This window comes from Pseudomonas fluvialis (assembly GCF_014207935.1).
Taxonomy (GTDB): Bacteria; Pseudomonadota; Gammaproteobacteria; order Pseudomonadales; family Pseudomonadaceae; genus Aquipseudomonas; species Aquipseudomonas fluvialis_A.
Genome location: NZ_JACHLL010000006.1, coordinates 283879 through 309023, shown reverse-complemented (window position 1 = coordinate 309023; position 25145 = coordinate 283879). Strand labels below are relative to the sequence as shown.

Sequence of the window (25145 nt, the reverse complement as noted above, 5' to 3'; positions counted from 1 at the left end):
TCGGCGCTTAGTTGCCGGAGAGCGGAGGGGTGCGTGGTGGAATCTGACGCTTCGATCCGATCGATTCGAAGGCGCTGGCCAGGCTCAGTAATTCGTTGTCGGTGTACGCGCGCCCGGCAAAGGTCAGGCCCACCGGCATGCCGATATCAGCCATCACGCCCATCGGAACTGTGACGGTTGGCACGCCGAGATGACGGATGGCCAGATTGCCATTGGCAACCCAGATGCCGTTGCTCCAGGCGATATCGGCTGAGGCCGGATTTATATCGGCATCTGCCGGGCCGACGTCGGCGACTGTCGGGAAGAGGACCGCGTCGAGTTGTAGTTCGTTCATCCAGTCCTCCAGATCGAGCTTGCGGGTTTTCTCGAGGCCGCGAAGACCGTCAGGCAGAGTTGCGATTTCGTTCCATGGCTTGATGCCGCGCTTAGCCATCTTGACGTACTCATCCATGCCGGCGGCAAGGTCACCCTCGCGGTTGGGCAGGGTTCCCGGGTCGTGTGGGAATATCTGCGGGCCGTCGACGTCGATCAGGCGATTGAGCTCTGGATCGCCGTTGGCCTGGAGGAACTCGTCGAAGGCCCAGCCTGACAGCTCCCAGAGCTCGTCATGGAGGAACTCGGGGCTGACTATGCCGCGGTTGAACACGGTCGGCGCACCGGGACGGTCGCCCTCGCAGTTGGAAACCAGGGGGAAGTCGACCTCAACGACCTCGGCGCCGGCCGCCTCAAGCGCCTGGCGTGCCGTTTCCCAGAGGGTAATCACGCTGGGGCGGGTGTGGATGCGCTGGCCGGTCGGGCCGCCGATGCCGGGATTCTCGCTGGTGCCGGCCAATTCGTCCTTGTTGATGAACATGCGCGGTACGCCCAGACGCTTGCCCTTGAGGGTTTCCGCCTTGCTGGCGAGCTCTAAATAGGACGCCGGACGTACCTGCGAGGCTTTCGGAATCGGCACCCAGGGTTGCAGACGCCAGAGGTCGCCGCGGGTAGCCGGATCGTCAGCAACCACCACGTCGAGGACTTCGAGCAGATCTGTCATGGTGCGGGCGTAGGGCACCACCACGTCCATGGTCGGCGTCAGTGGCCAGTTACCGCGCACCGAGATCACCCCGCGCGACGGGGTGTAGGCGCACAGGCCGTTGTTGGAGGCCGGGCCGCGGCCGCTGGACCAGGTTTCCTCGGCGAGGCCGAAGGCGGCGAAGCTGGCGGCTGTGGCTGTGCCGGCGCCATTTGAGGAGCCGGAAGCAAATGGCGCTGTCAGGAACTTAGCGTTGTATGGGCTTTCGGCGCGCCCATAGATCCCTCGCTGCATACCGCCGTTGGCCATGGGGGGCATATTGGTCTTGCCCAGGCAGATGGCGCCGGCGGCGCGCAGGCGCTCGATGGTAAAGGCGTCATGCTGGGCGACCAGATTCTTGAAGGCGGGGCTTCCAGACGCTGCGGTCAGGCCTTTGACCAGATAGCTGTCCTTGGCCGTGTAGGGAATGCCGTCCAGTGGGCTCAAGGTTTGGCCTTGGGCGCGGCGGGCGTCGGAAGCTTCAGCCTCCTTCAGGGCGTCAGGGTTGCGTACCACGACCGCGTTCAGGTGGGTATCGCTGTCAGGGCCATCATAAGCATCGATGCGCGCCAGATAGGCCTTGACCAGTTCGACGGCGCTGGTGCGTCCGGACTCGAGTGCGGCGCGTAGCTCGGCGATGGATACCTCGGTAACTTCGATCATTCTGCGAACTCCAGCAGCGGGTGGCAGGCGATTCTTGCCTTTCCATGAGTATAATACCGATATTTATCGAGTAAAGAGGGTTTGGTGGAAAATAGGATTGGCGGCCGTGTATGTAGGGGGCTTGGATGGTGGTTGTTACGCTTATGTAGCAATCGCCAGAAATAGGTACAAAAAAACCCCGAGCACAATGTGGTCGGGGTTTGTCTGGCATTTGTGCTTAAGAGTGAAGCTGTTCGGCGGCGTAGAGAGTGTTTTCCAGCAGGCAGGCGCGTGTCATTGGACCAACGCCGCCCGGGACGGGCGTTATCCAGCCGGCACGTTCGGCGGCTGTATCGAAAATCACGTCGCCGACCAGCTTGCCGTCAGCCTGGCGGTTGATGCCGACGTCAATGACGATGGCGCCAGGTTTGATCCATTCCCCCTTGACCAGTCCAGGCTTGCCGGCGGCAACGACAACGATGTCGGCGCTGGCCAGGTGGCCCGGCAGGTCCTTGGTGAAGCGATGAGTGACGGTAACGGTGCAGCCTGCCAGCAGCAGTTCCAAGGCCATCGGGCGGCCAACGATGTTGGAGGCGCCGACGATCACGGCGTGCTGACCGTGCAGGTCGACCCCGGTAGACTCCAGCAGGGTCATGATGCCCTTCGGTGTGCAGGGGCGCAGCAGCGGGATGCGCTGAGCCAGGCGACCAATGTTAAACGGATGGAAGCCATCGACGTCCTTGTCCGGGCGAATGCGCTCAAGCAGCTGCGAGGCGTCGAGGTGCGCCGGCAGTGGCAGTTGTACCAAGATGCCGTCGATTGCCGGATCATTGTTGAGCTGGTCGATCAGGTCCTGCAGGGCCTGCTGGCTGGTTTCAGCTGGCAGGTCATGTGCCACGGAGTGAAAGCCCACTTCCTCGCAGTCCTTGCGCTTGTGCGACACGTAGACCTGGGAGGCGGGGTCACTGCCGACCAGGATCACGGCCAGGCCGGGCGCACGGAGGTTCTGTTGGCGTCGTTCGGCAACGCGTTGGGCAATGTGCTGGCGGAGGTTGGCGGCGATCGCCTTGCCGTCGATCAGTTGTGCGGTCATAACGCTTGGATAACCAGTAGGAGGATTAAAAACAGATGTCCCATTCTCGCATGCGCGGCGTGGTCGGCAAAGGCGCGTACTGCGGTTTTTCCTGTAACTCCTTTATCTCGCTGAACTTTTTTTAAATTTCTGGTTGACGGGGTGGGGTGCTATCGATAACATGCGCCCCGCTTGTCGAGCACAGCCTCTAGCTGGGTAAGACGGTGAAGCAGCCAGTCTGCATAAGCCGAGCTGTTGATCTGCGCTCCGTAATGAATGCAGATGAATAAGCGCCCGTAGCTCAGCTGGATAGAGCATCCGCCTTCTAAGCGGATGGTCGCAGGTTCGAGTCCTGCCGGGCGTGCCATCTGGTACTTCGGTTCGGGCAGTGCGGTACAAGCAATGCAATATGGTGGGCGTAGCTCAGTTGGTAGAGCACAGGATTGTGGCTCCTGGTGTCGTGGGTTCGATTCCCATCGTCCACCCCATATTCCAAGCGCCAGGCATCAGCCTGGCGTTTGCTTTTCTGCAGTACCCCCTCCGCGGACGTGGTGGAATTGGTAGACACACTGGATTTAGGTTCCAGCGCCGCAAGGCGTGAGAGTTCGAGTCTCTCCGTCCGCACCATATTTCCTTCTTTTATATGATCTTTTCGCCCTTTCGGGCGGGTGACTTCTGTATTTCTTCCCACTAGAATGCTGGCCTTTATTCAGGCCGGAACGCCGGCTTACGTCTGTGCAACGAGGAATATCCATGCAAGTTTCTGTTGAAAGCACCTCCGCCCTTGAGCGTCGCATGACCGTTGGCGTCCCGGCCGAGCGTATCGAGACCGAAGTCAACAAGCGTCTGCAGCAGACTGCCAGCCGCGCCAAGGTTCCGGGTTTCCGTCCGGGCAAGGTGCCGATGAGCGTGATTCGCCAGCGTTATGAAGACAGCGCGCGTCAGGAAGCGCTGGGTGATCTGATTCAGGCGACCTACTACGAAGCCATTGTTGCCCAGAAACTGAACCCGGCCGGTGCTCCGGCTGTCGAGCCGAAAGTGTTCGAAAAGGGCAAGGATCTGGAATACGTTGCCACGTTCGAAGTGTTCCCGGAAATTCAGCTGGCCGGCTTCGATGGCCTGACCATCGAGCGCCAGCAGGCTGACGTGCAGGACTCCGACGTCGACAACATGCTGGAAATCCTGCGCAAGCAGAACACCCGCTTTGAAGCTGTTGAGCGTGCTGCCGAGAATGGCGATCAGCTGAACATCGACTTCGTCGGCAAGATCGACGGCGAGGCTTTCGCTGGCGGTTCTGCAAAGGGTACTCCGCTGGTGCTGGGCTCCGGCCGCATGATCCCGGGCTTCGAAGAGGCTCTGGTGGGTGTCAAGGCTGGCGAAGAGCGCGTGATCAACCCGACTTTCCCGGCGGATTACCAGAACCTGGATCTGGCCGGCAAAACCGCCGAGTTCACCATCACTGTCAACAGCGTTTCTGCACCGCAACTGCCGGAGCTGAACGATGACTTCTTTGCTCTGTTTGGTATCAAGGAAGGCGGTATCGACGGCTTCCGTGCTGAAGTGCGCAAGAACATGGAGCGCGAACTGCGCCAGGCGATCAAGTCCAAGGTCAAGAATCAGGTGATGGAAGGTCTGCTGGCCGCCAACCCGGTTGAAGTACCGAAGGCGCTGATCGCCAATGAAGTGAACCGTCTGCGTGTGCAGGCTGTTCAGCAGTTCGGCGGCAACATCCAGCCGGACCAACTGCCGGCTGAGCTGTTCGAAGAGCAGGCCAAGCGCCGCGTCGTACTGGGTTTGATCGTGGCTGAAGTGGTCAAGAAGACCGAGCTGAAGCCGGACGAGAACCGTGTTCGCGAGCTGATCGAAGAGATGGCCTCCGCTTATCAGGAGCCGCAGCAAGTGGTGGCTTGGTACCTGAAGAACGAGCAGCAGCTGAACGAAGTGCGCTCGGTTGTGCTGGAAGAGCAAGTTGTAGATACTGTTCTGCAGCAGGCCAAAGTGACCGATAAAGCGGTCTCCTACGAAGAAGCAGTCAAGCCGGCAGAAGCTCCGCAAGCCGACTGATCCTCTCGCCTCGTTCGAGTACACACCATAAGCCAGCCTTCGTGCTGGCTTATGCGTCTATAGAGACATGACTTAAGGGAGTGTCGCAGCACATGTCCGCAAATCCTTTCATGCCGCAAATGATTGATGTCCAGGCCGCTGGTGGTCTGGTGCCGATGGTGGTCGAGCAGTCGGCCCGTGGCGAACGTGCCTATGACATCTATTCCCGCCTGCTCAAGGAACGGGTGATCTTCCTGGTCGGCCAGGTTGAAGATTACATGGCCAACCTGGTGGTGGCGCAGTTGCTGTTCCTTGAAGCGGAAAACCCGGACAAGGACATTCACCTGTACATCAACTCGCCGGGCGGCTCGGTGACGGCCGGTATGTCGATCTACGACACCATGCAGTTCATCAAGCCCGATGTGTCGACCATCTGCATCGGCCAGGCCTGCAGCATGGGTGCCCTGCTGCTGGCTGGTGGTGCAGCGGGCAAGCGCTACTGCCTGCCGCATTCGCGGATGATGATTCACCAGCCGCTGGGCGGGTTCCAGGGTCAGGCCTCGGATATCGAGATCCATGCCCGCGAAATACTGACCATCCGTGAGCGTCTGAACAATGTGCTGGCGCATCACACTGGCCAGCCGATGGACGTGATTGCCCGTGACACCGATCGTGACAACTTCATGAGCGGCCCGGATGCCGTCAAATATGGCCTGATCGATCAGGTCCTGAGCAAGCGTCTGGCCACTGCGTAGGGCGGTGCATGACCTCTGCCGGCTGATGCGCGGCAGAGGCCCGCGGACTTGAAAATGCCCGCATTTGCCTTCATCTTGTTTTACAAGCCATCCGGATTTGGATTGATCTAATGACTGATACCCGCAACGGCGAGGAAAACGGCAAGCTGCTGTATTGCTCCTTCTGTGGCAAAAGCCAGCATGAAGTGCGCAAACTGATTGCCGGCCCGTCGGTATTTATCTGCGACGAGTGCGTCGACCTGTGCAATGACATCATCCGTGAGGAGGTGCAGGAAGCCCAGGCCGAGAGCAACGCGCACAAGCTGCCGGCTCCCAAGGAGATCAGCAGCATTCTCGATCAGTATGTGATCGGTCAGGAGCGCGCCAAGAAGGTGCTCGCGGTAGCGGTGTACAACCACTACAAGCGCCTGAATCAGCGCGAGAAGAAAGACGACGTTGAGCTCGGCAAGAGCAACATTCTGCTGATCGGTCCGACTGGCTCGGGCAAGACCTTGTTGGCCGAAACCCTGGCCCGTCTGCTCAACGTTCCGTTCACCATTGCCGATGCCACCACCCTGACCGAAGCCGGTTATGTGGGGGAGGACGTCGAAAACATCATCCAGAAGCTCCTGCAGAAGTGCGACTACGATGTCGAGAAGGCCCAGATGGGTATCGTCTACATTGACGAAATCGACAAGATTTCGCGCAAGTCGGACAATCCGTCGATCACTCGCGATGTGTCGGGTGAGGGCGTGCAGCAGGCGCTGCTGAAGCTGATCGAAGGTACAGTGGCCTCGGTTCCGCCACAGGGCGGGCGCAAGCATCCGCAGCAGGAGTTCCTGCAGGTTGATACGCGCAATATACTGTTCATCTGCGGTGGCGCTTTTGCCGGCCTGGAGAAGGTGATTCAGGGACGCTCGACCAAGGGCGGCATCGGCTTCAATGCCGAGGTGCGCAGCCCTGATACCGGCAAGAAGATTGGCGAAACCCTGCGCGATATCGAGCCGGACGATCTGGTCAAGTTTGGCCTGATTCCCGAGTTCGTGGGCCGCCTGCCTGTAATTGCGACCCTCGACGAGCTGGATGAGGCTGCCTTGATGCAGATTCTCACCGAGCCGAAGAATGCCCTGACCAAGCAGTACGCCAAGCTGTTCGAGATGGAAGGCGTCGATCTGGAGTTTCGTGCTGACGCCCTCAAGGCCGTGGCGCACAAGGCTCTGGAGCGCAAGACCGGTGCCCGTGGCCTGCGTTCGATTCTCGAAGGTGTACTGCTCGACACCATGTACGAAATTCCTTCGCAGAAGGAAGTCAGCAAGGTTGTTGTCGACGAGAGTGTGATTGCCGGCAATTCCAAGCCCTTACTGATCTACGAGAACAGCGAACAGCCGGCCAAGGCCGCGCCAGACGCTTAACTCGACCAGGGGCCTTCGGGCCCCTTGTTATTTCTGGGCATTGCAATTCCGAGTATTGCGCTTGTTTTTTTCCAGGCCCACCCCCATCTTAGATTCATCCGCCTGCCTGTGAGGGCAGGCCTCCGAGTCCGTTGTAGAGCTGAACTCATGAAGACAACCGTCGAATTGCCTCTGTTGCCGCTGCGCGATGTGGTGGTGTATCCGCATATGGTCATCCCGCTGTTCGTAGGACGGGAAAAGTCCATCGAAGCCCTTGAGGCGGCGATGACGGGCGACAAGCAGATCCTCCTGCTGGCCCAGAAGAATCCTGCGGACGACGATCCTGCTCCGGATGCTCTTTACCGTATGGGTACCGTGGCCACGGTGCTGCAGTTGCTCAAGCTACCGGATGGCACCGTCAAGGTACTGGTCGAGGGTGAGCAGCGCGGGTCGGTACAGGCCTTCACCGACGCCGACGGCCATATTCGTGCCAGTGTTGAATTGCTCGAAGAGGGCGAGGTACCGGAGCGGGAGGCTGAAGTCTTTACGCGCAGTCTGATGAGCCAGTTCGAGCAGTACGTGCAGCTGGGCAAGAAGGTGCCGGCTGAGGTTTTGTCCTCGCTCAACAGCATCGATGAGCCTGGGCGACTGGTCGACACCATGGCGGCGCACATGGCGCTGCGTATCGAGCAGAAACAGGCCATTCTTGAAATCACTGACCTGACGCTGCGGGTCGAGCACGTACTGGCCCTGTTGGATGCCGAGCTGGAACTGCTGCAGGTCGAGAAGCGCATACGTGGCCGCGTGAAGAAACAGATGGAGCGCAGCCAGCGTGAGTACTACCTGAATGAGCAGATGAAGGCCATTCAGAAAGAGCTGGGCGATGACGAGGGCCACAACGAAATCGATGAGCTTAAGAAGCGCATCGAAGAAGCGGGGCTGACCAAGGAGGCTCATGCCAAGGCAACTGCCGAGCTGAACAAGCTCAAGCAGATGTCGCCGATGTCCGCTGAAGCCACTGTGGTGCGTTCCTACATCGATTGGCTGGTCAATGTGCCGTGGCAGGCCGAGAGCAAGGTTCGCCTGGATCTCTCCAGGGCAGAAGAGATTCTGGACGCCGATCACTACGGGCTGGAGGAGGTCAAGGAGCGCATTCTTGAGTACCTCGCCGTGCAGAAGCGGGTGAAGAAGCTGAAGGGGCCTGTGCTCTGTCTGGTGGGGCCACCTGGTGTGGGTAAAACATCTCTCGCTGAGTCGATCGCCCGCTCGACCAATCGCAAGTTCGTGCGCATGGCTTTGGGTGGGGTGCGCGACGAAGCGGAGATTCGTGGTCATCGCCGCACCTATATCGGCTCGATGCCAGGTCGTCTGATTCAGAAGATGACCAAGGTCGGCGTGCGCAATCCGCTGTTCCTGCTCGACGAAATCGACAAGCTGGGCAGCGACATGCGTGGCGATCCGGCTTCGGCGCTGCTTGAAGTGCTGGATCCGGAGCAGAACCACAACTTCAACGATCACTATCTGGAGGTCGATTATGACCTCTCCGATGTGATGTTCCTCTGCACCGCCAACTCGATGAACATTCCGGCACCTTTGCTTGATCGCATGGAAGTGATCCGCCTGCCTGGTTACACCGAGGCGGAAAAGATCAATATCGCCATCAAGTACCTGGTGCCCAAGCAAACTGAAGCCAATGGTCTGAAAAAGGGCGAGCTGAGTTTTTCCGAAGACGCCATTCGCGACATCATCCGCTACTACACCCGCGAGGCTGGTGTGCGTAGCCTGGAGCGGCAGATCGCCAAGGTTTGCCGCAAGGCGGTCAAGCAGCATGCTGGCGCCAAGCGCATCAAGGAGTGCGTGGATGCCGGCAATCTCGAGCAGTTCCTTGGCGTGCGCAAGTATCGCTATGGCCTGGCCGAGGTGCAGGATCAGGTTGGTCAGGTCACGGGCTTGGCCTGGACCTCGGTCGGCGGCGAGCTGCTGACCATTGAGGCGGTGGTGGTTCCGGGCAAGGGGCAACTGATCAAGACCGGTTCCCTGGGCGATGTCATGGGCGAGTCGATCACAGCTGCGCTGACCGTGGTGCGCAGTCGTGCCAAGAGTCTTGGTGTCGCGGTGGACTTCCATGAGAAGCGGGATATCCACATCCATGTTCCCGAAGGGGCCACGCCAAAAGATGGTCCGAGTGCAGGCATTGGCATGTGTACCGCGCTGGTCTCTGCGCTGACCAATATTCCGGTGCGCGCCGATGTTGCCATGACTGGTGAAATCACCCTGCGTGGTCAGGTGTTGGCCATCGGCGGGCTCAAGGAAAAACTCCTGGCCGCCCACCGTGGCGGGATCAAGACCGTCATCATTCCTGAGGAAAACGTTCGCGATCTCAAGGAAATTCCGGAAAATATCCAGCAAGACCTGCAGATTAAACCGGTTAAATGGATTGACGAGGTCCTGCAAATTGCGCTGCAATACGCCCCGGAGCCCTTGTCTGATGCGGCTCCCGAGATTGTTGCAAAAGACGAATCGCGCGAGGCTGAATCCAAGGAGCGAATCAGCACGCACTAGCAGGCAAGCTTCCTTGACACCTTTTTTGAGCCCTTGTTATAAAGCGGCACACTAAGTGGCATGAAGCCCACCCAGCACCGGTTTTGCTTACACCAAACACTAAGAAACAACTCACGAAATAAGGGGACTTAAGAGTGAACAAGTCGGAACTGATTGATGCCATCGCAGCATCTGCTGATATCCCGAAAGCTGTTGCTGGCCGTGCACTGGACGCCGTAATCGAATCCGTTACTGGTGCCCTGAAAGCTGGTGACTCCGTTGTTCTGGTTGGCTTCGGCACCTTCGCTGTAAAAGAGCGCGCTGCCCGTACCGGCCGTAACCCGCAGACTGGCAAGCCGATCAACATCGCTGCTGCCAAGATCCCGGGCTTCAAAGCTGGTAAAGCCCTGAAAGACGCCGTTAACTAAGCGTCTTGATGAGTTGACCGGAGTCGGTGCAAATCGGCTCCGGCCGCGGAGCGGTAGTTCAGTCGGTTAGAATACCGGCCTGTCACGCCGGGGGTCGCGGGTTCGAGTCCCGTCCGCTCCGCCAGTTCACGAGAAGGCGCATCCACGGATGCGCCTTTCTTTTATCCTAAGAAATCCATCCTGCAGCGGTGCTGAGCACGGCTGTTTTCGGGGGAGTCATGCTGCAGAACATCCGGGACAATTCACAGGGGTGGATTGCCAAAACCATCATTGGCATCATCGTTGCGCTCATGGCCCTGACCGGCTTTGACGCGATCATGACCAGTACCAGCAAGGCGCAGACCGCGGCTGAGGTCAATGGTGAGGAAATCAGTCAGAGCGCACTGGCGCAAGCCGCCGACGCCCAGCGTCGCCAGCTGATGCAGCAACTGGGCAAGGATTTCGACAGCAGCCTGCTGGATGAGAAGCTCCTGCGCGAAGCGGCCCTCAAGGGGTTGATCGATCGTCAACTGCTGTTGCAGGGCGCGCAGAGTGCCAAGTTCGCCTTTTCCGAAGCGGCTCTCGACCAACTGATCCTGCAGACACCCGAGTTCCAGGTCGAGGGCAAGTTCAGCGCCGCGCGTTATGATCAGGTGCTGCAGCAGATGGGCTACACCCGTCTGCAATTCCGTCAGATGCTGCAGCAGGAAATGCTCATCGGCCAGTTGCGCGCGGCCTTCGCCGGCAGCGGCTTTGTCACCGATGCCGAAGTCCAGGCTTTCGCCAAGCTTGAAAAGCAGACGCGCGACTTTGCAGCCCTGACCATCAAGGCCGACCCGGCCAAGGTGAAGATTGCCGAGGCTGACATCAAGGCCTATTTCGACGAGCACGCTGCCGAGTACAAGAGTGCTGAGCAGGTAGTCCTTGAATATCTGGAGCTGAAGAAGGATGCCTTCTTCAGTCAGGTCGAAGTGAAGGACGATGACCTGAAGGCCCTGTATGAGAAGGAAATCGCTGCGCTCGCTGAGCAGCGTCAGGCGGCGCACATCCTGATCGAGGTCAGCGACAAGCTCAGCGATGAGCAGGCCAAGGCCAAGATTGAAGAGATTGCCAAGCGCGTCGGTGCCGGTGAAGACTTCGCCGCGCTGGCCAAGGAGCTCTCCAACGATCCGTCCTCCGCGGAAAACGGTGGTGATCTGGGTTATGCCGGCCCAGGCGTGTATGACCCGGCTTTCGAGAAGTCGCTGTATGAGCTGAAGCTCAATCAGGTTTCCGCTCCGGTGCGCAGCGAGTTTGGCTGGCACCTGATCAAGCTGCTGGGCGTACAGGCTCCGGATGTCCCGAGCTTTGCCAGCCTCAAGGACAAGCTGGCGCGTGACTTCAAATCGCAGGAAGTAGAGAAGCTGTTTGTCGAGGCCAGCAAGCAGCTGGAAAGCCTGGCCTATGAGTCGTCCGACCTGGCTCAGCCAGCACAGGAACTCGACCTGAAGGTTCAGCTCAGCCCGGCGTTTGGCCGTGAGGGTGGCGATGGTCTGGCGGCCAATCGTCAGGTCCTGCAGGCAGCCTTCAGCAAGGAGGTGCTGGAAGACGGCGCCAACAGCGGTCTGATCGAACTGGACCCGGAGACCGTCGTGGTGGTCCGCGTGAAGGAACACAAAATGCCGGAGCCGCTCAAGCTGGAACAGGTCAGTGAGACCATCCGCGGCCATCTGCTCAGCCAGCGTGCGGCCGAACAGGCCAAACTCGATGGTGAGGCGCTGATCGCCGATCTGCGCAGCGGCAAGACGCCGACCAAGGCGGCCAAGGCTGATACCTGGAAGGTCCAGGAAGCCGCCACCCGCAATCAGGAAGGCGTCGAGCCTGCCGTATTGCAGACGGTGTTCCGCATGGCCAAGCCGCAGGCTGCCGACAAGCCGGCGTTTGCCGGAGTCGAGCTGGGCAATGGCGATTTTGTCGTGGTTCGCCTGAACGGTGTCAGCGAGCAGGAAAGCGCGCTGTCTGAGGAGGAGAAGGCCATGTACCGTCGCTTCCTCGCTTCGCGCAGTGGCCAGCAGGACTTCAATGCCTTCCGCCGTCAGCTGCAAGCCAAGGCCGAGATCGAGCGCTTCTAAACGGCTCGATCGAACGGACAGAAAAAAGCCCGCGATTGCGGGCTTTTTTCATGGCGAAGCGATCAGTCTTCGATGGCGCCCATGGCGGTGGTGTTGAAACCACCGTCCACATAGAGGATCTCGCCACTGATGCCCGAGGCCAGGTCGGAGCAGAGGAAGGCGCCGGCGTTGCCGACTTCCTCAATGGTCACGTTGCGGCGCAGCGGGGTCTGCTTCTCGTTGGCGGCCAGCATCTTGCGGAAACTCTTGATGCCGGAAGCCGCGAGAGTGCGGATCGGGCCTGCCGAGATGGCGTTGACGCGGGTGCCTTCCGGGCCGAGGCTGCCGGCCAGGTAGCGTACGCCGGCTTCCAGGCTGGCCTTGGCCATGCCCATGACGTTGTAGTTGGGCATGGTACGTTCGGCGCCCAGGTAGGAGAGCGTCAGCACGCTGCCATTGCGACCCTGCATCAGCGGGCGACCGGCCTTGGCCAGGGCGACCAGGCTGTAGGCGCTGATGTCGTGGGCGATACGGAAGCCTTCACGGGTGGTGACTTCGGTGAAATCGCCGTCGAGCTGGTCGCCTGGAGCGAAGCCCACGGAGTGGACGATGCAGTCCAGACCATCCCACTTCTTCGCCAGCGCTTCGAAGACCTTGGCGATCTCCTCGTCATTGGCCACGTCGCACGGGAAGCACAGCTCGGCGTTGGAGCCCCAGCCGGCGGCGAATTCCTCGACGCGCCCCTTGAGCTTGTCGTTCTGGTAGGTGAAGGCCAGTTCGGCGCCCTCACGGTGCATGGCGGCGGCGATGCCCGAGGCAATCGACAGCTTGCTGGCGACACCGACGATCAGTACGCGCTTGCCGGCGAGAAATCCCATATCCGTATCCTCTTTCTGGTTAGGCGGCCCCGCCCGGCGTCATGAACGCGGCTTCGAGCAGTTGCCGGGTATAGCTATGTTGCGGCGCGGCAAAAATGCTGGCCGCGTCCCCTTGTTCCACCACCTGTCCCTGCTTGACCACCATCAACTGGTGACTCAATGCCCTGACCACCGCCAGATCGTGGCTGATGAACAGGTAGGTCAGGTTGTACTTGCGCTGCAGATTGCGCAGCAGTTCAACCACTTGTCGCTGCACCGTGCGGTCGAGCGCCGAAGTCGGCTCATCGAGCAGGATCAGCGCCGGCTTGAGCACCAGGGCCCGGGCAATGGCAATACGCTGCCGTTGTCCGCCGGAAAACTCGTGGGGGTAGCGGTGGCGGGTTTCCGGATCCAGCCCTACCTCCACGAGCGCATCGATGATCGCCTGTTCCTGCGCCTCTTCATCGCCCATGCCATGAATGCGCAGTCCCTCGCCGACAATCTGGCCCACGCTCATGCGTGGGCTGAGACTGCCGTAGGGGTCCTGAAAGACCACCTGCATCTGCCGGCGCAGCGGGCGAACCTCTTGCTGCGACAGGCCCTGGATGGCCTGCCCCTGGAAGCGGATATCGCCCTGGCTGCTCAGCAGTCGCAGGATGGCCAGCCCCAGGGTGGACTTGCCCGAGCCGCTTTCGCCGACAATGCCCAGGGTCTGCCCCTGGGGCAGGCTGAAGCGAATGCCGTCGACGGCCTTGACGTAATCCACCGTGCGCTGGAAGAAGCCCTGCTTGATGGGAAACCACACCTTGAGCTGGTCGACTTCGAGCATGGTCGGGCCTGGCGGGTTCTCCGCCGGCTGACCGCTGGGTTCGGCACTCAGTAGCTCCTGGGTATAGGGATGCTGCGGCGCGCGGAACAGTTCCTCACACGATGCCTGTTCGACGACACGACCGCGCTGCATGACACATACGCGATGGGCAATTCGTCGTACCAGATTGAGATCGTGGGTAATCAGCAGCATGGCCATGCCCAGCTTGGCCTGCAGTTCTTTGAGCAGCTCGAGGATTTTCAGCTGGACGGTGACGTCGAGGGCGGTGGTCGGCTCGTCGGCAATCAGTAGCTCCGGCTCGTTGGCCAGTGCCATGGCAATCATCACCCTCTGGCGCTGACCTCCGGACAGTTCGTGCGGATAGGCCTTGAGGCGTTTGGCCGGCTCGGGGATGCCGACCAGCTCCAGTAGTTCAAGGACGCGCGCGCGTGCAGCTGCGCCGGTCAGTCCTTTATGCAGGGCCAGGACCTCGGCAATCTGCTTCTCGATGCTGTGCAGCGGGTTGAGCGAGGTCATCGGTTCCTGAAAGACCATGGCAATCCGGTTGCCACGAATACTGCGCAGCTCGCGCTCATTGAGCTTGAGCAGGTCCTGGCCGTCGTAGCGGATGCTGCCGGCCGGATGGCGCGCCAGCGGGTAGGGCAGCAGGCGCAGAATCGAGTGAGCCGTCACGGACTTGCCCGAGCCGCTCTCGCCAACCAGCGCCAGCGTCTCGCCCTTGCGGATGCTCAGGCTGACGCCTTCGACCACGCGCTGCACCTGCTCGCCGGTGACGAACTCGACGGCCAGATCCTCGATTTCGATCAGATTGCTCGGGGTGAGCGGATCAGTGCTCATCGCATCATTTCCTTGGGTCAAAGGCATCACGGGCAGCCTCGCCGATGAACACCAGGAGGGTCAGCATCAGCGCCAGCACGGCAAAGGCCGTCATACCCAGCCACGGCGCCTGCAAATTGGACTTGCCCTGAGCCACCAGTTCGCCGAGCGAGGGCGAACCGGGCGGCAGGCCGAAGCCGAGGAAGTCCAGCGCAGTCAGCGTACCGATGGCGCCGGTGAGAATGAACGGCATGAAGGTCATGGTCGAAACCATGGCGTTGGGCAGGATATGCCGGTACATGATGGCGGCGTTGCCCATGCCCAGTGCCTTGGCGGCTCGGACATATTCGAGGTTGCGGCCACGGAGAAACTCGGCACGCACCACATCGACCAGGGTCATCCAGGAGAACAGCAGCATGATGCCCAAAAGCCACCAGAAGTTCGGCTGCACGATGCTGGACAGGATGATCAGCATGAACAGCACCGGCAGGCCTGACCAGACTTCGAGGAAGCGCTGTCCGGTCAGGTCTACCCAGCCGCCGTAGTAGCCCTGCAGGGCACCGGCCAGCACGCCGATCACCGAGCTGGCCAAGGTCAGGGTCAGGGCGAACAGCACCGAGATGCGGAAGCCGTAGATCACCCGGGCCAGCACGTCGCGGCCCTGGTCATCGGTGCCCAGCCAGTTGTCGGCGGAAGGCGGAGCGGGGGCCGGGACACGCAGGTCGTAGTTGATGCTGTCGTAGCTGAAGGCAATCGGCGGCCAGAGCATCCAGCCGTCGCCGCTGGCGATCAGCTCGCGCATGTAGGGGCTTTTGTAGTTGGCCTCCAGCGGGAACTCACCACCAAAGGCCGTCTCGGGATAGCGCTTGAGTACCGGGAAGAACCACTGACCATCGTGCTGCACCACCAGCGGCTTGTCGTTGGCGATCAGCTCGGCGCCCAGGCTGAAGATAAATAGCCCGAGGAACAGCCACAGCGACCACCAGCCGCGTTTGTTGGCCTTGAAGCGGGCGAAGCGTCGTTGATTGAGAGGCGACAGACGCATGCTCAAGCCTCCCGACTGGCGAAGTCGATACGTGGATCGACCAGGGTGTAGGTGAGGTCACCGATCAGTTTCACCACCAGCCCCAGCAGGGTGAAGATGAACAGCGTGCCGAATACCACCGGATAGTCACGGTTCATGGCCGCCTCGAAGCTGAGCAGGCCCAGGCCGTCGAGGGAGAAGATCACCTCGATCAGCAGCGAGCCAGTGAAGAAGATGCCGATGAAGGCCGAGGGAAAGCCGGCGATGATCAGCAGCATGGCGTTACGGAACACGTGGCCATAGAGCACGCCGCGTTCGGACAGCCCCTTGGCTCGGGCCGTGACCACATACTGCTTGTTGATCTCGTCGAGGAAGCTGTTCTTGGTCAGCAGGGTCAGGGTGGCGAAGTTGCCGATCACCAGAGCGGTAATCGGCAGTGCCAGATGGTGGAAGTAGTCGACGATCTTGCCCCAGGTGCTCAGCTCATCGAAGTTGTTCGAGGTCAGCCCGCGCAGGGGGAACCAGTCGAGATAGCTGCCGCCGGCAAACACCACGATCAGCAGGATGGCAAAGAGGAAGGCTGGTACGGCATAACCGACGACGATGGCGGTGCTGGTCCACACGTCGAAGGCACTGCCGTGGCGCACTGCCTTGGCCACGCCCAGCGGAATGGACACCAGATACATGATCAGGGTGCTCCACAGCCCCAGGGAGATCGAGACCGGCATCTTCTCGATGATCAGGTCGGTGACCTTGGCGTCGCGGAAGAAGCTCTCGCCGAAATCCAACTTCAGGTAGTTGCTGATCATGATCCAGAAGCGCTCGGGCGCCGGTTTGTCGAAGCCGTAGAGTTTCTCGATGTCCTTGATCAGCTCCGGGTCCAGGCCCTGGGCGCCGCGGTAGCTGGAGCTGCTGGCGGCCACCTCGCTGCCACCGCCGGAAATACGCCCGGTGGCGCCGCCGGCGGCCGCGTCGAAGCCTTCCAGCTTGGCGATCATCTGCTCCACCGGGCCGCCTGGTGCGGCCTGGATGATGATGAAGTTGATCAGCAGGATGCCGAACAGGGTCGGGATGATCAGCAGCAGGCGCCGCAGGATATAGGCCAGCATCAGGGCTTGGCCTCCGCCTGAGTCTGTACGGCGGCCTGGCCGGCATCGGGCTTGATCCACCAGGTCATCAGGCCGTAGTCGTAGGGTGGCGTCACCTCCGGATGCTGCAGGCGGTCCCAGTAGGCCAGGCGCCAGGTCTTGATGTGCCAGTTGGGCACCACGTAGTGCCCCCAGAGCAGGACGCGGTCGAGGGCGCGGGTATGCTGGACCAGGCTGGCCCGGCTTTCTGCATTGATTAGCCCCTCGACCAGTTGGTCGATGGCCGGGTCTTTCAGACCGATATAGTTGCGGCTGCCGGGGCGATCGGCGGAGCTGGAGTGCCAGTATTCGCGCTGCTCGTTGCCGGGTGAGTTAGATTGCGGAAAACCACCGACGATCAGATCGAAGTCGCGCGAACGCAGGCGGTTGATGTACTGCGAGACATCAACACGGCGGATCTCCAGATTGATGCCCAGGTCGCGCAAATTACGCTTATACGGCAGCAGTACCCGCTCGAACTCGGTCTGCGCCAGAAGGAACTCGATCACCACCGGTTTGCCCTTGGCGTCGAGCATCTGGTCGTTGGCGATCTTCCAGCCGGCTTCCTGCAGCAGTTGATAGGCGCGCCGTTGCTGTTCACGAATCACTCCACTGCCATCGGTTTCGGGCACCTTGAACGGCTGGCTGAACAGCTGGGCCGGCAACTGCCCGCGTAGTGGTTCGAGAATCTTCAGTTCTTCCGGACTTGGCAGCTCAGTAGCGGCCAGTTCCGAGTTGTCGAAATAGCTGTGGGTACGGGTATAGGCGCCGTTGAACAGGTTCTTGTTGGCCCACTGGAAGTCGAACAGCAAGGCCAGGGCTTCACGCACCCGCACGTCCTGGAACAGGTTGCGTCGGGTGTTGAAGATGAAGCCCTGCATGCCGGCCGGATTATGGTTGGCAATTTCGTCCTTTTTCAGGCGGCCGTCGCGCACGGCCGGGCTGTCGTAGGCCGTGGCCCAGTTCTTGGCACTGGTTTCCAGCCAGAAGTCGAATTGGCCGGCTTTGAGGGCTTCCAGTGCGACAGTGTTGTCGCGGTAGTAGTCGACTTCGATGGCATCAAAGTTGTTCTGCCCGCGGTTGACCGGCAGGTTCTCGCCCCACCAGTCCTTGACCCGGGTGTAGCGGATAGTGCGTCCGGCCTGGAAGCGCTCGATACGGTAGGGGCCGCTGCCGACCGGGATATCCAGGGTGCCGTCGGCGAAGTTGCGCCCGGCCCACCAGTGCTTGGGTAGGATCGACAGCTGGCCGAGGATCATCGGCAGCTCGCGGTTGTTGGCGTGCTTGAACTCAAAACGCACGCTGCGCGGGCTTTCTGCCACCACCTTGGCCACATCGGCATAGTAGGTCTTGTACAGCGGACTGCCGTGGGCCATCAGCGACTCGAAGGTGAAAACCACATCGTCGGCAGTGACCGGCTGGCCGTCATGGAAGCGGGCTTCCTGGCGCAGGTGATAACGCACCCAGCGATTTTGCGGATCGCGCTCGATACGTTCGGCGAGCAGGCCATATTCGCTGAAGGGTTCATCCAGACTGCGCTTGGTCAGGGTGTCGTAGATCAGGCCGATGTTTTCCTCGGGCACTCCCTTGTTGATAAAGGGGTTGAAACTGTCAAAACCACCGAAGCCTGCCTGGCGCAACGTGCCACCCTTGGGGGCATCCGGATTGACGTAATCGAAATGCTTGAAGGTGGCCGGGTACTTCGGCGCTTCCCCATAAAGGGTGATCGCATGCTGACCGGCGCCGAGGGCCAGCGCAGGGCTGAGCAGCAGGGCGGCCAGGGAGTGTCGCAGGGTGCACAGAACGGTCATGGGGTGAGCTCCGGAGCCTTCAGCCACCAGGCGCGCAGGCCTAGCGTGTAGGGCGGGGTAGTGACAAAGGCGAACTTGCTGCGGTAGGCCAGGCGATGATTACTGGAGTACCAGTTGGGTATCACGTAGTGCTGCCACAGGAGCACGCGATCCAGTGCGCGGGTGGCGGCGATCTGTTGCTCACGACTCTGTGCCGCGAGCAGCTTTTCCAATAACTGATCCACCACCGGGTGGCGGATGCCTGCGTAGTTCTTGCCACCCTTGATGGCGGCCTGGCTGGAGTGGAAGTAGGACCACTGTTCAAGGCCCGGGCTGAGTGTCTGGGGCAGCGTCAGCAGGGCCATATCGAAATCGAAGCGATCCAGGCGCTGCTTGTACTGCGCGCGATCCACGGTGCGCATGCGGGTTTCGATGCCGATGCTGCGCAGGTTCTGCCGGTAGGGCTGGAGGATGCGCTCAAGGCCGGGGTTGACCAGCAGGATCTCGAAGCTGAAGGGATTGCCCTTGGCGTCGACCAGACGGTTGCCCTGCAATTGCCAGCCGGCCTGGTTGAGTAGCTGCATGGCCTGACGCAGGGTATCCCGTGGCAGTCCGTGGCCATCGGTGGCCGGCAGGCTGAAAGGCTGCTTGAACAGCGGCGCCGGCAGTTGTTTGCGATAGGGCTTGAGCAGCTTGAGCTCGGCCTTGCTCGGCAGGCCGTTGCTGGCGAACACGCTGTTGGGGAAGAAACTTTCGGCGCGCTTGTAGGCTCCGTTGAACAGCGCCTGGTTGGTCCACTGAAAATCGAACAGCATCGCCAGTGCCTGCCGCACATCACGGTCATGAAACTGGCCGCGGCGGGTATTGAAGAACAGGGCCTGGGTCTGGGTGGGAATCTGGTGGGGGATTTCGGCGCGAATCACATCGCCGCGCAACACGGCCGGAAAACGGTAGTTGGTGGCCCAGTTCTTGGCCTGATTATCGATATAGAAGTCGAATTCGCCGGCCTTGAAGGCCTCGAAGGCAATGTCGCTGTCGCGGTAGAACTCGACTTCAGCCCGCTGGAAATTGTACTTGCCGCGATTGACCGGCAGGCTCTTGCCCCACCAGTCCTCGACCTTCTCGAACACCAGGCGCTTGCCCGGCACCACCTGCGTTATGCGATAAGGCCCACTGCCCAGCGGCGGCGTGTAGGTGGTGGCGGTGAAATCGCGGCCCTGCCAGTAGTGCTGCGGCAGCACCGGTAGCTCGCCCAGGCGCAGGATCAGCAGCGGGTTGCCACTACGCTTGAACACAAAGCGGATCTTCAGGCGGTTGAGGATATCGACCCTGGCCACCTCCTGCAGGCTGGTGCGATACAGCGGATGGCCCTGGTGCAGGAGGGTGCGGTAGGAGAACGCGACATCGTAGGCGGTGATCGGCTTGCCGTCGTGAAAGCGGGCTTCGGGACGCAGGTTGAACACCACCCAGCTGCGCTCCTCGCTGTACTGCACGCTCCTGGCAATCAGGCCGTAGCTGGAGTTGCTTTCATCGCCCGAGGGGTCGTAGATGCCGCTGCCGACCATCAGCGGCTCGTTCAGTTCGTTGATGCCGTACTGCAGGAAGTTGCCCGAGCTGATCGGCGGCGTGCCCTTGATCGTGTAGGGATTGAGCGTATCGAAGCTGCCGTAGGCCATCAGACGCACGGTGCCGCCTTTCGGGGCCTCGGGATTGACCCAGTCGAAGTGGGTAAAGCTGGGAGGGTATTTGAGATTGCCGAACTGGGCATAGCCATGGCTGCTGGTCAGCTGGGCATGAGCCATCTGGCTCAGCAGCAAACCGATCAGCAGGGTGAGGAGGTGTCGCATCAGGCGGCCGTCCGATCCATGGCAAAGCATTTTTTCTTTGTCTGTACAGTAACAGCTTGTATCGACAGGAAAAAGGCCGATGCCAGTGGTGCAGGTGCCATCATTTTGACTACAGTAATGACATATTTTGTTAAGGATTCCGATCTTGGGCGAGCGCACCTTCGGTTTGGCAGGTTGGGTTGAGCGTCTTGGCGAGGCGGAATTGCCTGCCCTGGCGTCTGTGGTCAAGAACCTGCAAGAGACTGCCAGCAGTGCCTCCAACGTTTCGGTGCAGCGTGTGGCCGATGTCCTGCTGCACGATGCGGCATTGACGGCCAAGGTGCTGCGGGTGGCCAATAGCGTCTACTACAACCCGTCCCAGGAAGTGATCAAGACCATCTCGCGCGCCATCGTACTGATGGGCTTCGAGAATGTGCGACTGATCGGGCTGTCGGTCAGTCTGGTGGATGGTCTGCTGACGCGGGTGCCGCGTGAGCAGTTGCAGGAGCTGCTGGCCCGTTCGTTTCATGCTGCAGTGCAGGCGCGCAACATCGCCGGTTATGTGCTGGCCAAGCACCAGGAGGAGGTGTTTATCGCCGCCTTGCTTCATCACATGGGCGAGATGGCCTTCTGGGGCTGCGCCGGAGATGAGGCCGATGACCTGGCCGAGGCCATGCAGCAGCCGGGGGCTGATGTCGAGCAGGTCGCCCGCGAGTTTCTCGGCGTCAGTTTTCGCCAGTTGACCCAGGGGCTTCTGAAGAACTGGAACCTGGGCGAAACCGCCAGCCTGGCGCACAACCCCAAGCTGCAGAACGATCCGGCGGTTCGGGCGGTGACCCTGGGTGTGAAGATCAGCGAGGCGGCCCTGGATGGCTGGGGGTGTGACGCCATGCAGAAGCTGGTTGGCGAGATGGCTGAGTTCACTTCACTGTCGCCTGACGATGCTCTGCTGCAGGTGTTGGCCAGTGCCGAAGAGGCCGTGAAGGTGGCCGCCACCTTCGGTGCCGGCAAACTGTGCCGGCTGATTCCCAATACCGACCCTGATCAGGTGCGCCTGCAACAGGAGCAGCGCCGTGCGCGTCTGCTGCAGCCGAATCTGCTGCTGCTGCAGCAGAGCCTGCAGGAGCTTGGGCAACTGGTCACCCAGAAGGGCGATGTGCAGCTGATTCTCGATAGCCTGCTCAAGGGCCTGCACCAGGGCGCCGGGCTGGAGCGCGTGGTGGTGGCGGTGCTGGCTGACGGGCAGAGCTGTTTCCGCTGCAAGCGCGCCGAAGGCGAGGGGGCCGAGCGCTGGCAGCAGGAGTTCATGTTGCCGGTGGATCAGCCGCAACAGCAGCACATCTTCAGCTACGTGCTGCGCAGTCGCGAAACCCTGTGGATGGGCGTGCCGGCGACCCATGCGCTGAACGATCTGGTGACCCTGCCGCTGCGCCAGTGGATCGGCGGCGGCATGTTCTTCATTGCTCCGCTGCTGGCCGGCAAGCGCGAGATTGGTGTGGTGTACGCCGACAGCCGGCTATCCGGCCGTACTCTCAAGCATGAGCAGTTCGTGGCCTTCCAGCGCTTTACCCAGTTGGCCAGCCGTTGCCTGGAGGCACTGACCAAGCGCTGAGCATCGCTACAGATACAGCGCCAGCGACTGGCCTGGCTTGAGGCGCTTGCTGACCTTGGGGTTCCAGCGCTGCAGCTGCTTGAGATCAACCTTGAAGCGCTTGGCGATCAGGTAGAGCGAATCGCCGGCCTTGACCTTGTAGTAGGTGACCTGCTGTCGCCCGCCGTTGCTGTTCTTGCGGGCGCTCGCGGTGTTCTGGTTGACGGATTTGGGGCTGACGGAACTGGCCTGCAGCTTCAATTGCTGACCAAGCTTGAGTTCAGTGCTGCGCAGGTTGTTCCAGCGCTTGAGGTCGTTGACCTTCACACCCTGGCTCTTGGCGATGCTCCACAGGTTGTCGCCCTTGCGCACACTGTAGCTGCGGCTGGCCGCTGGGGCAGAGCTGCGCTGGAACAGCGGCTCATTGAACTTCATCCCCGGTTCGGTCGGTATGCTCAGGGTCTGACCGATGCTCAGGTTGTTGCCACGCAGCTGGTTGATGTCCTTGAGCGTGTTGACGGTCACCCGGTAGCGGTTGGCGATGCCGTGCAGGCTGTCGCCGGCCTTGACCTTGTAGGTTTGCCAATCGACCGGGTCTTGCGGCTTCATCAGCGCCAGGTTGGCCTCAAGCATTTCGGCCTTGTCGCTGGGGACCAGCAGGCGCTTGGGGCCGCCGTAGGTGATGCCGCGCTTGAAGGCCGGGTTGAGCTGGAGGATTTCCTCCTTCTCCATGTCGACCAGATCGGCCAGTCGGCCCAGATCGAGACGTTCCTGCTTGAGGTTGACCACCTCGAAATACGGCTCATTGGCGATCGGATGCAGGTCGATGCCGTAAGCTTCCGGCGCCATGACAATCTGCGAAAGCGCCAGCAGCTTGGGCACGTAATCCTGGGTTTCCTTGGGCAGCTGCAGGTTCCAGTAGTCGGTCGGCAGGCCGAGGCGCTGGTTGCGCTCGATGGCCCGGCTGACGGTGCCTTCGCCGGCGTTGTAGGCGGCCAGCGAGAGCAGCCAGTCGCCGTTGAACATCTGGTTGAGACGGCTGAGATAGCTGATCGCCGCGTTGGTCGAGGCAAGGATGTCGCGCCGGCCGTCATACCAGGCGGTCTGCTGCAGATTGAAGTTACGTCCGGTGGCGGGAATGAACTGCCAGATACCCACGGCATGGCTGCGGGAATAGGCCATCGGGTTGTAGGCGCTTTCGATCACCGGCAGCAGCGCCAGCTCCAGCGGCATGTTGTGGCGCTGCAGCTGCTCGACCACGTAATGAATGTACAGGGAGCCGCGGTCACTGGCATTTTGCAGGAACGAGGGGTTGCTGACGAACCACAGACGCTGGCGTTCGATGCGGGGATTGAAACCGATCTCGTTCTGCAGCTTGAAGCCATCGCGCATGCGCTGCCAGATGTCGTCGGGCTCGTCTTTCTCGTCCTCGAGCCAGGTGGCCTCGTTGTCGATGCCGACGGCACGGTCGGTATCGCTGCCAGGTGCTTCGCTCTGATGTGACCCTGTCGTCTGGCAGCCAGCAAGCAGCACGGTAAGCAGCACAGCCGCAAGACGGGGAAGCTGGGCCGGCGTCAGGTGCAGCAGGAGGTGACGCAGCAATGACGGCATCGGCTGTCCGGGCTTGGGAAGGAAGTGCCGGCGATTCTAGGAATCACCCCCTGGCGGGTCAAGGCAAGACTGTTTTAGAACGTGTCCTTCCAGCGCCGCAGCAGGGCAAAACTTTGCTCCGGGCTGCGCACGCCGGCACCGAATTGCCGGTCCAGTTGCTGCTCGATGGTCGGGTTGCCAAGGCGCAGGAAGGGGTTGCTGGCCAGCTCCAGGCCGATGCTGCTGGGCAGGGTTATCTGGCCTGCCGCGCGTTGCTCGGCAACCGTCTGTACACGCGCGGCCAGTTGCCTGTTGTCAGGCTCGACCGCTTGGGCAAAGCGCAGGTTGCTCTGGGTATATTCGTGAGTGCAATACACGCGGGTGCTGGCAGGCAACTGGGCCAGGCGCTGCAGCGAGTGATAGAGCTGGCTGGCGGTGCCGCCAAACAGTCGGCCACAGCCACCAGCAAACAGCGTGTCGCCACAGAACAGCATGGCGTCGGGGCCCTGATGTAGGTAGGCAATATGCCCGGGTGTATGGCCGGGCACGGCCAGCACTTGAAACGGCAGGCCCAGTACGCTGATGGTTTCCTCGCCATGCAGAGGGTGGCTGCAATGCGGGATGTTTTCCAGCGCCGGGGCATACACGGCGGCATCTTGTTGCTGCAGCAGTTGGCCGATGCCGCCGATATGATCGGCATGCTGGTGGGTGATCAGAATACTTTCCAGCACGCAGCCCGGATGCTCAGCCATCCAGGCCTGCACCGGGGCGGCGCTGCCCGGATCAACTACCGCACAGCGCTGACGTTCTGCATCGTGCAGCAGCCAGATATAGTTGTCGGTAAACGCGGGCAGGGCATGAATAGCGAGCATGATGGCGGCATCCTGTGGCAATGCTGGCGATGGTAAGCCCAAACCGGGCTGTCCGGTGAGCGAGGAAAGGCTGAAATGAAGCGTGAGTGCATGGACCGGCAAGCCTGGTCCCATCTCGATCCGCACTGGCTCGATCTGCTCGAAGGCGCCGAGCAGTGGTTTCGTAGTCCGCTGGGGCAGCTGTTGCTCAGCCGCCAGCAACAGTTGCTGGAGGAAGAGCTGCAGCGCCTGTTTGGCGGCTATCTGGTGCACTACAGCGCGGTACCTGGGCCGGCGGTCAAGGCCGCGCATATTCAGCGCAGCGTGCGCATCGGTGCGCCGCTGGCCGGCGTGGAAATCGCCTGTGAAGAGCAGTCCTGGCCACTGGGAGAGCATGCCGCCGATGCGGTGGTGCTGCAGCATGGCCTGGATTTCTGCCTATCGCCCCATGGTTTGCTGCGCGAGGCTGCGTTCAGTGTGCGCCCGGGCGGGCATCTGTTGATCGTCGGCTTCAATCCCTGGAGTCTGTGGGGACTGCGCCACTGGCTGGCCCGCGATACCTGGCGTCAGGCTCGCTGTATCGATCCGGGACGGGTCAGCGACTGGCTGCATCTGCTGGGCTTCGCGCTGGAGAAACGCCGGTTCGGGTGTTATCGTCCGCCGCTTTGCAACAGTACCTGGCAGGCTCGCCTGCAACCGCTGGAGACCCGGGCCGAGGCCTGGCAACTACCCGGCGCGGGGTTCTATGTGCTGGTGGCGCGCAAGCTGATGGTCGGCCTGCGTCCGCTGCGTCCGCCGCGGCGCGAGCCACGGGGACAGCTGTTGCCAATGCCGGTGGCGAAGATCAGCCGGCGCGATTCCGAGAGCTAG

Annotated in this window: 18 protein-coding genes and 4 tRNA genes; 12 read left to right on the top strand and 10 right to left on the bottom strand. The window is 61.1% G+C overall.

Going from position 1 to position 25145, the window contains the following annotated elements:
- Positions 1 to 7: 7 nt before the first annotated feature.
- Both HNP49_RS16685 and folD read right to left on the bottom strand, forming a co-directional pair.
- Positions 8 to 1717: an amidase gene (locus HNP49_RS16685; RefSeq protein WP_184685130.1), complete on the bottom strand. Its 1710-nt coding sequence runs from the start codon at positions 1715 to 1717 to the stop codon at positions 8 to 10.
- Between the two features lie 217 nt (positions 1718 to 1934).
- On the bottom strand, positions 1935 to 2789 hold the full coding sequence (folD, locus tag HNP49_RS16680) for a bifunctional methylenetetrahydrofolate dehydrogenase/methenyltetrahydrofolate cyclohydrolase FolD (protein ID WP_184685129.1): 855 nt from the start codon (positions 2787 to 2789) through the stop codon (positions 1935 to 1937).
- Positions 2790 to 3058: 269 nt separating this feature from the next.
- Here folD and HNP49_RS16675 point away from each other — a divergent pair.
- The 10 genes from HNP49_RS16675 to HNP49_RS16630 all read left to right on the top strand — a co-directional run bounded on the left by HNP49_RS16675 (position 3059) and on the right by HNP49_RS16630 (position 11995).
- Positions 3059 to 3135 (top strand) — tRNA-Arg (locus tag HNP49_RS16675).
- A 45-nt stretch (positions 3136 to 3180) separates the two neighbouring features.
- Positions 3181 to 3256 (top strand) — tRNA-His (locus HNP49_RS16670).
- A gap of 54 nt (positions 3257 to 3310) precedes the next feature.
- Positions 3311 to 3395 (top strand) — tRNA-Leu (locus HNP49_RS16665).
- A gap of 126 nt (positions 3396 to 3521) precedes the next feature.
- Positions 3522 to 4832 (top strand): trigger factor, encoded by a 1311-nt coding sequence (tig, locus tag HNP49_RS16660; protein ID WP_184685127.1) that lies wholly within the window; start codon positions 3522 to 3524, stop codon positions 4830 to 4832.
- 92 nt (positions 4833 to 4924) lie between these two features.
- Positions 4925 to 5566 carry an ATP-dependent Clp endopeptidase proteolytic subunit ClpP gene (gene clpP / locus HNP49_RS16655; RefSeq protein WP_184685126.1) on the top strand — a complete coding sequence of 214 codons (642 nt, stop codon included), beginning with the start codon at positions 4925 to 4927 and terminating at the stop codon, positions 5564 to 5566.
- A 110-nt stretch (positions 5567 to 5676) separates the two neighbouring features.
- Positions 5677 to 6957 (top strand): ATP-dependent Clp protease ATP-binding subunit ClpX, encoded by a 1281-nt coding sequence (clpX, locus tag HNP49_RS16650; RefSeq protein WP_184685124.1) that lies wholly within the window; start codon positions 5677 to 5679, stop codon positions 6955 to 6957.
- Positions 6958 to 7104: 147 nt separating this feature from the next.
- The gene (lon, locus tag HNP49_RS16645; protein ID WP_184685123.1) at positions 7105 to 9498 is read left to right on the top strand and encodes an endopeptidase La; all 2394 of its coding nucleotides are present in this window, start codon (positions 7105 to 7107) and stop codon (positions 9496 to 9498) included.
- A 134-nt stretch (positions 9499 to 9632) separates the two neighbouring features.
- On the top strand, positions 9633 to 9905 hold the full coding sequence (gene hupB / locus HNP49_RS16640) for a nucleoid-associated protein HU-beta (protein WP_003282502.1): 273 nt from the start codon (positions 9633 to 9635) through the stop codon (positions 9903 to 9905).
- A gap of 47 nt (positions 9906 to 9952) precedes the next feature.
- Positions 9953 to 10029, top strand: a tRNA-Asp gene (locus tag HNP49_RS16635).
- A gap of 94 nt (positions 10030 to 10123) precedes the next feature.
- Positions 10124 to 11995 carry a SurA N-terminal domain-containing protein gene (locus HNP49_RS16630; RefSeq protein WP_184685121.1) on the top strand — a complete coding sequence of 624 codons (1872 nt, stop codon included), beginning with the start codon at positions 10124 to 10126 and terminating at the stop codon, positions 11993 to 11995.
- A 62-nt stretch (positions 11996 to 12057) separates the two neighbouring features.
- Here HNP49_RS16630 and fabI read toward each other — a convergent pair whose 3' ends face one another.
- Genes fabI through HNP49_RS16600 form a run of 6 tightly spaced genes read right to left on the bottom strand, consistent with a single transcriptional unit; the run spans position 12058 to position 20264 of the window.
- Entirely contained in the window at positions 12058 to 12852 is a 795-nt protein-coding gene (gene fabI / locus HNP49_RS16625; protein WP_184685120.1) for an enoyl-ACP reductase FabI, read from the bottom strand.
- A 19-nt stretch (positions 12853 to 12871) separates the two neighbouring features.
- Positions 12872 to 14497, bottom strand: coding sequence for an ABC transporter ATP-binding protein (locus HNP49_RS16620; protein ID WP_184685118.1), 1626 nt, complete (start codon positions 14495 to 14497; stop codon positions 12872 to 12874).
- A 4-nt stretch (positions 14498 to 14501) separates the two neighbouring features.
- Positions 14502 to 15521, bottom strand: a complete 1020-nt coding sequence (locus HNP49_RS16615; protein WP_184685117.1) for an ABC transporter permease — start codon at positions 15519 to 15521, stop codon at positions 14502 to 14504.
- A gap of 2 nt (positions 15522 to 15523) precedes the next feature.
- A complete protein-coding gene (locus HNP49_RS16610) occupies positions 15524 to 16609 on the bottom strand; it encodes a microcin C ABC transporter permease YejB (protein WP_184685116.1) in 1086 nt (361 codons plus the stop codon).
- On the bottom strand, positions 16609 to 18438 hold the full coding sequence (locus tag HNP49_RS16605) for an extracellular solute-binding protein (RefSeq protein WP_184685114.1): 1830 nt from the start codon (positions 18436 to 18438) through the stop codon (positions 16609 to 16611). The genes HNP49_RS16610 and HNP49_RS16605 overlap by 1 nt, the downstream gene beginning before the upstream one ends.
- Positions 18435 to 20264, bottom strand: a complete 1830-nt coding sequence (locus HNP49_RS16600; RefSeq protein WP_184685113.1) for an extracellular solute-binding protein — start codon at positions 20262 to 20264, stop codon at positions 18435 to 18437. The genes HNP49_RS16605 and HNP49_RS16600 overlap by 4 nt, the downstream gene beginning before the upstream one ends.
- A gap of 145 nt (positions 20265 to 20409) precedes the next feature.
- On the opposite strand from HNP49_RS16600, the gene HNP49_RS16595 reads away from it, so the two are divergent.
- Positions 20410 to 21855, top strand: a complete 1446-nt coding sequence (locus HNP49_RS16595; protein ID WP_260407226.1) for an HDOD domain-containing protein — start codon at positions 20410 to 20412, stop codon at positions 21853 to 21855.
- A 6-nt stretch (positions 21856 to 21861) separates the two neighbouring features.
- Here HNP49_RS16595 and HNP49_RS16590 read toward each other — a convergent pair whose 3' ends face one another.
- Positions 21862 to 23445 carry a LysM peptidoglycan-binding domain-containing protein gene (locus tag HNP49_RS16590; protein ID WP_184685112.1) on the bottom strand — a complete coding sequence of 528 codons (1584 nt, stop codon included), beginning with the start codon at positions 23443 to 23445 and terminating at the stop codon, positions 21862 to 21864.
- Positions 23446 to 23519: 74 nt separating this feature from the next.
- Complete coding sequence (gene gloB, locus HNP49_RS16585) at positions 23520 to 24296, bottom strand: hydroxyacylglutathione hydrolase (protein ID WP_184685111.1); 777 nt, start codon at positions 24294 to 24296, stop codon at positions 23520 to 23522.
- Between the two features lie 90 nt (positions 24297 to 24386).
- Between gloB and HNP49_RS16580 the strand changes: the two genes are divergently transcribed.
- A complete protein-coding gene (locus HNP49_RS16580; RefSeq protein ID WP_184685194.1) occupies positions 24387 to 25145 on the top strand; it encodes a class I SAM-dependent methyltransferase in 759 nt (252 codons plus the stop codon).

Coding starts and splice junctions, on each gene's coding strand:
- HNP49_RS16605 (WP_184685114.1), bottom strand. CDS start 18,438: ATGACCGTTCTGTGCACCCTGCGACACTCCCTGGCCGCCCTGCTGCTC.
- HNP49_RS16615 (WP_184685117.1), bottom strand. CDS start 15,521: ATGCGTCTGTCGCCTCTCAATCAACGACGCTTCGCCCGCTTCAAGGCC.
- HNP49_RS16685 (WP_184685130.1), bottom strand. CDS start 1,717: ATGATCGAAGTTACCGAGGTATCCATCGCCGAGCTACGCGCCGCACTC.
- HNP49_RS16610 (WP_184685116.1), bottom strand. CDS start 16,609: ATGCTGGCCTATATCCTGCGGCGCCTGCTGCTGATCATCCCGACCCTG.
- gloB (WP_184685111.1), bottom strand. CDS start 24,296: ATGCTCGCTATTCATGCCCTGCCCGCGTTTACCGACAACTATATCTGG.
- fabI (WP_184685120.1), bottom strand. CDS start 12,852: ATGGGATTTCTCGCCGGCAAGCGCGTACTGATCGTCGGTGTCGCCAGC.
- HNP49_RS16580 (WP_184685194.1), top strand. CDS start 24,387: ATGGACCGGCAAGCCTGGTCCCATCTCGATCCGCACTGGCTCGATCTG.
- folD (WP_184685129.1), bottom strand. CDS start 2,789: ATGACCGCACAACTGATCGACGGCAAGGCGATCGCCGCCAACCTCCGC.
- lon (WP_184685123.1), top strand. CDS start 7,105: ATGAAGACAACCGTCGAATTGCCTCTGTTGCCGCTGCGCGATGTGGTG.
- HNP49_RS16620 (WP_184685118.1), bottom strand. CDS start 14,497: ATGAGCACTGATCCGCTCACCCCGAGCAATCTGATCGAAATCGAGGAT.
- clpP (WP_184685126.1), top strand. CDS start 4,925: ATGTCCGCAAATCCTTTCATGCCGCAAATGATTGATGTCCAGGCCGCT.
- tig (WP_184685127.1), top strand. CDS start 3,522: ATGCAAGTTTCTGTTGAAAGCACCTCCGCCCTTGAGCGTCGCATGACC.
- HNP49_RS16600 (WP_184685113.1), bottom strand. CDS start 20,264: ATGCGACACCTCCTCACCCTGCTGATCGGTTTGCTGCTGAGCCAGATG.
- HNP49_RS16590 (WP_184685112.1), bottom strand. CDS start 23,445: ATGCCGTCATTGCTGCGTCACCTCCTGCTGCACCTGACGCCGGCCCAG.
- HNP49_RS16630 (WP_184685121.1), top strand. CDS start 10,124: ATGCTGCAGAACATCCGGGACAATTCACAGGGGTGGATTGCCAAAACC.
- clpX (WP_184685124.1), top strand. CDS start 5,677: ATGACTGATACCCGCAACGGCGAGGAAAACGGCAAGCTGCTGTATTGC.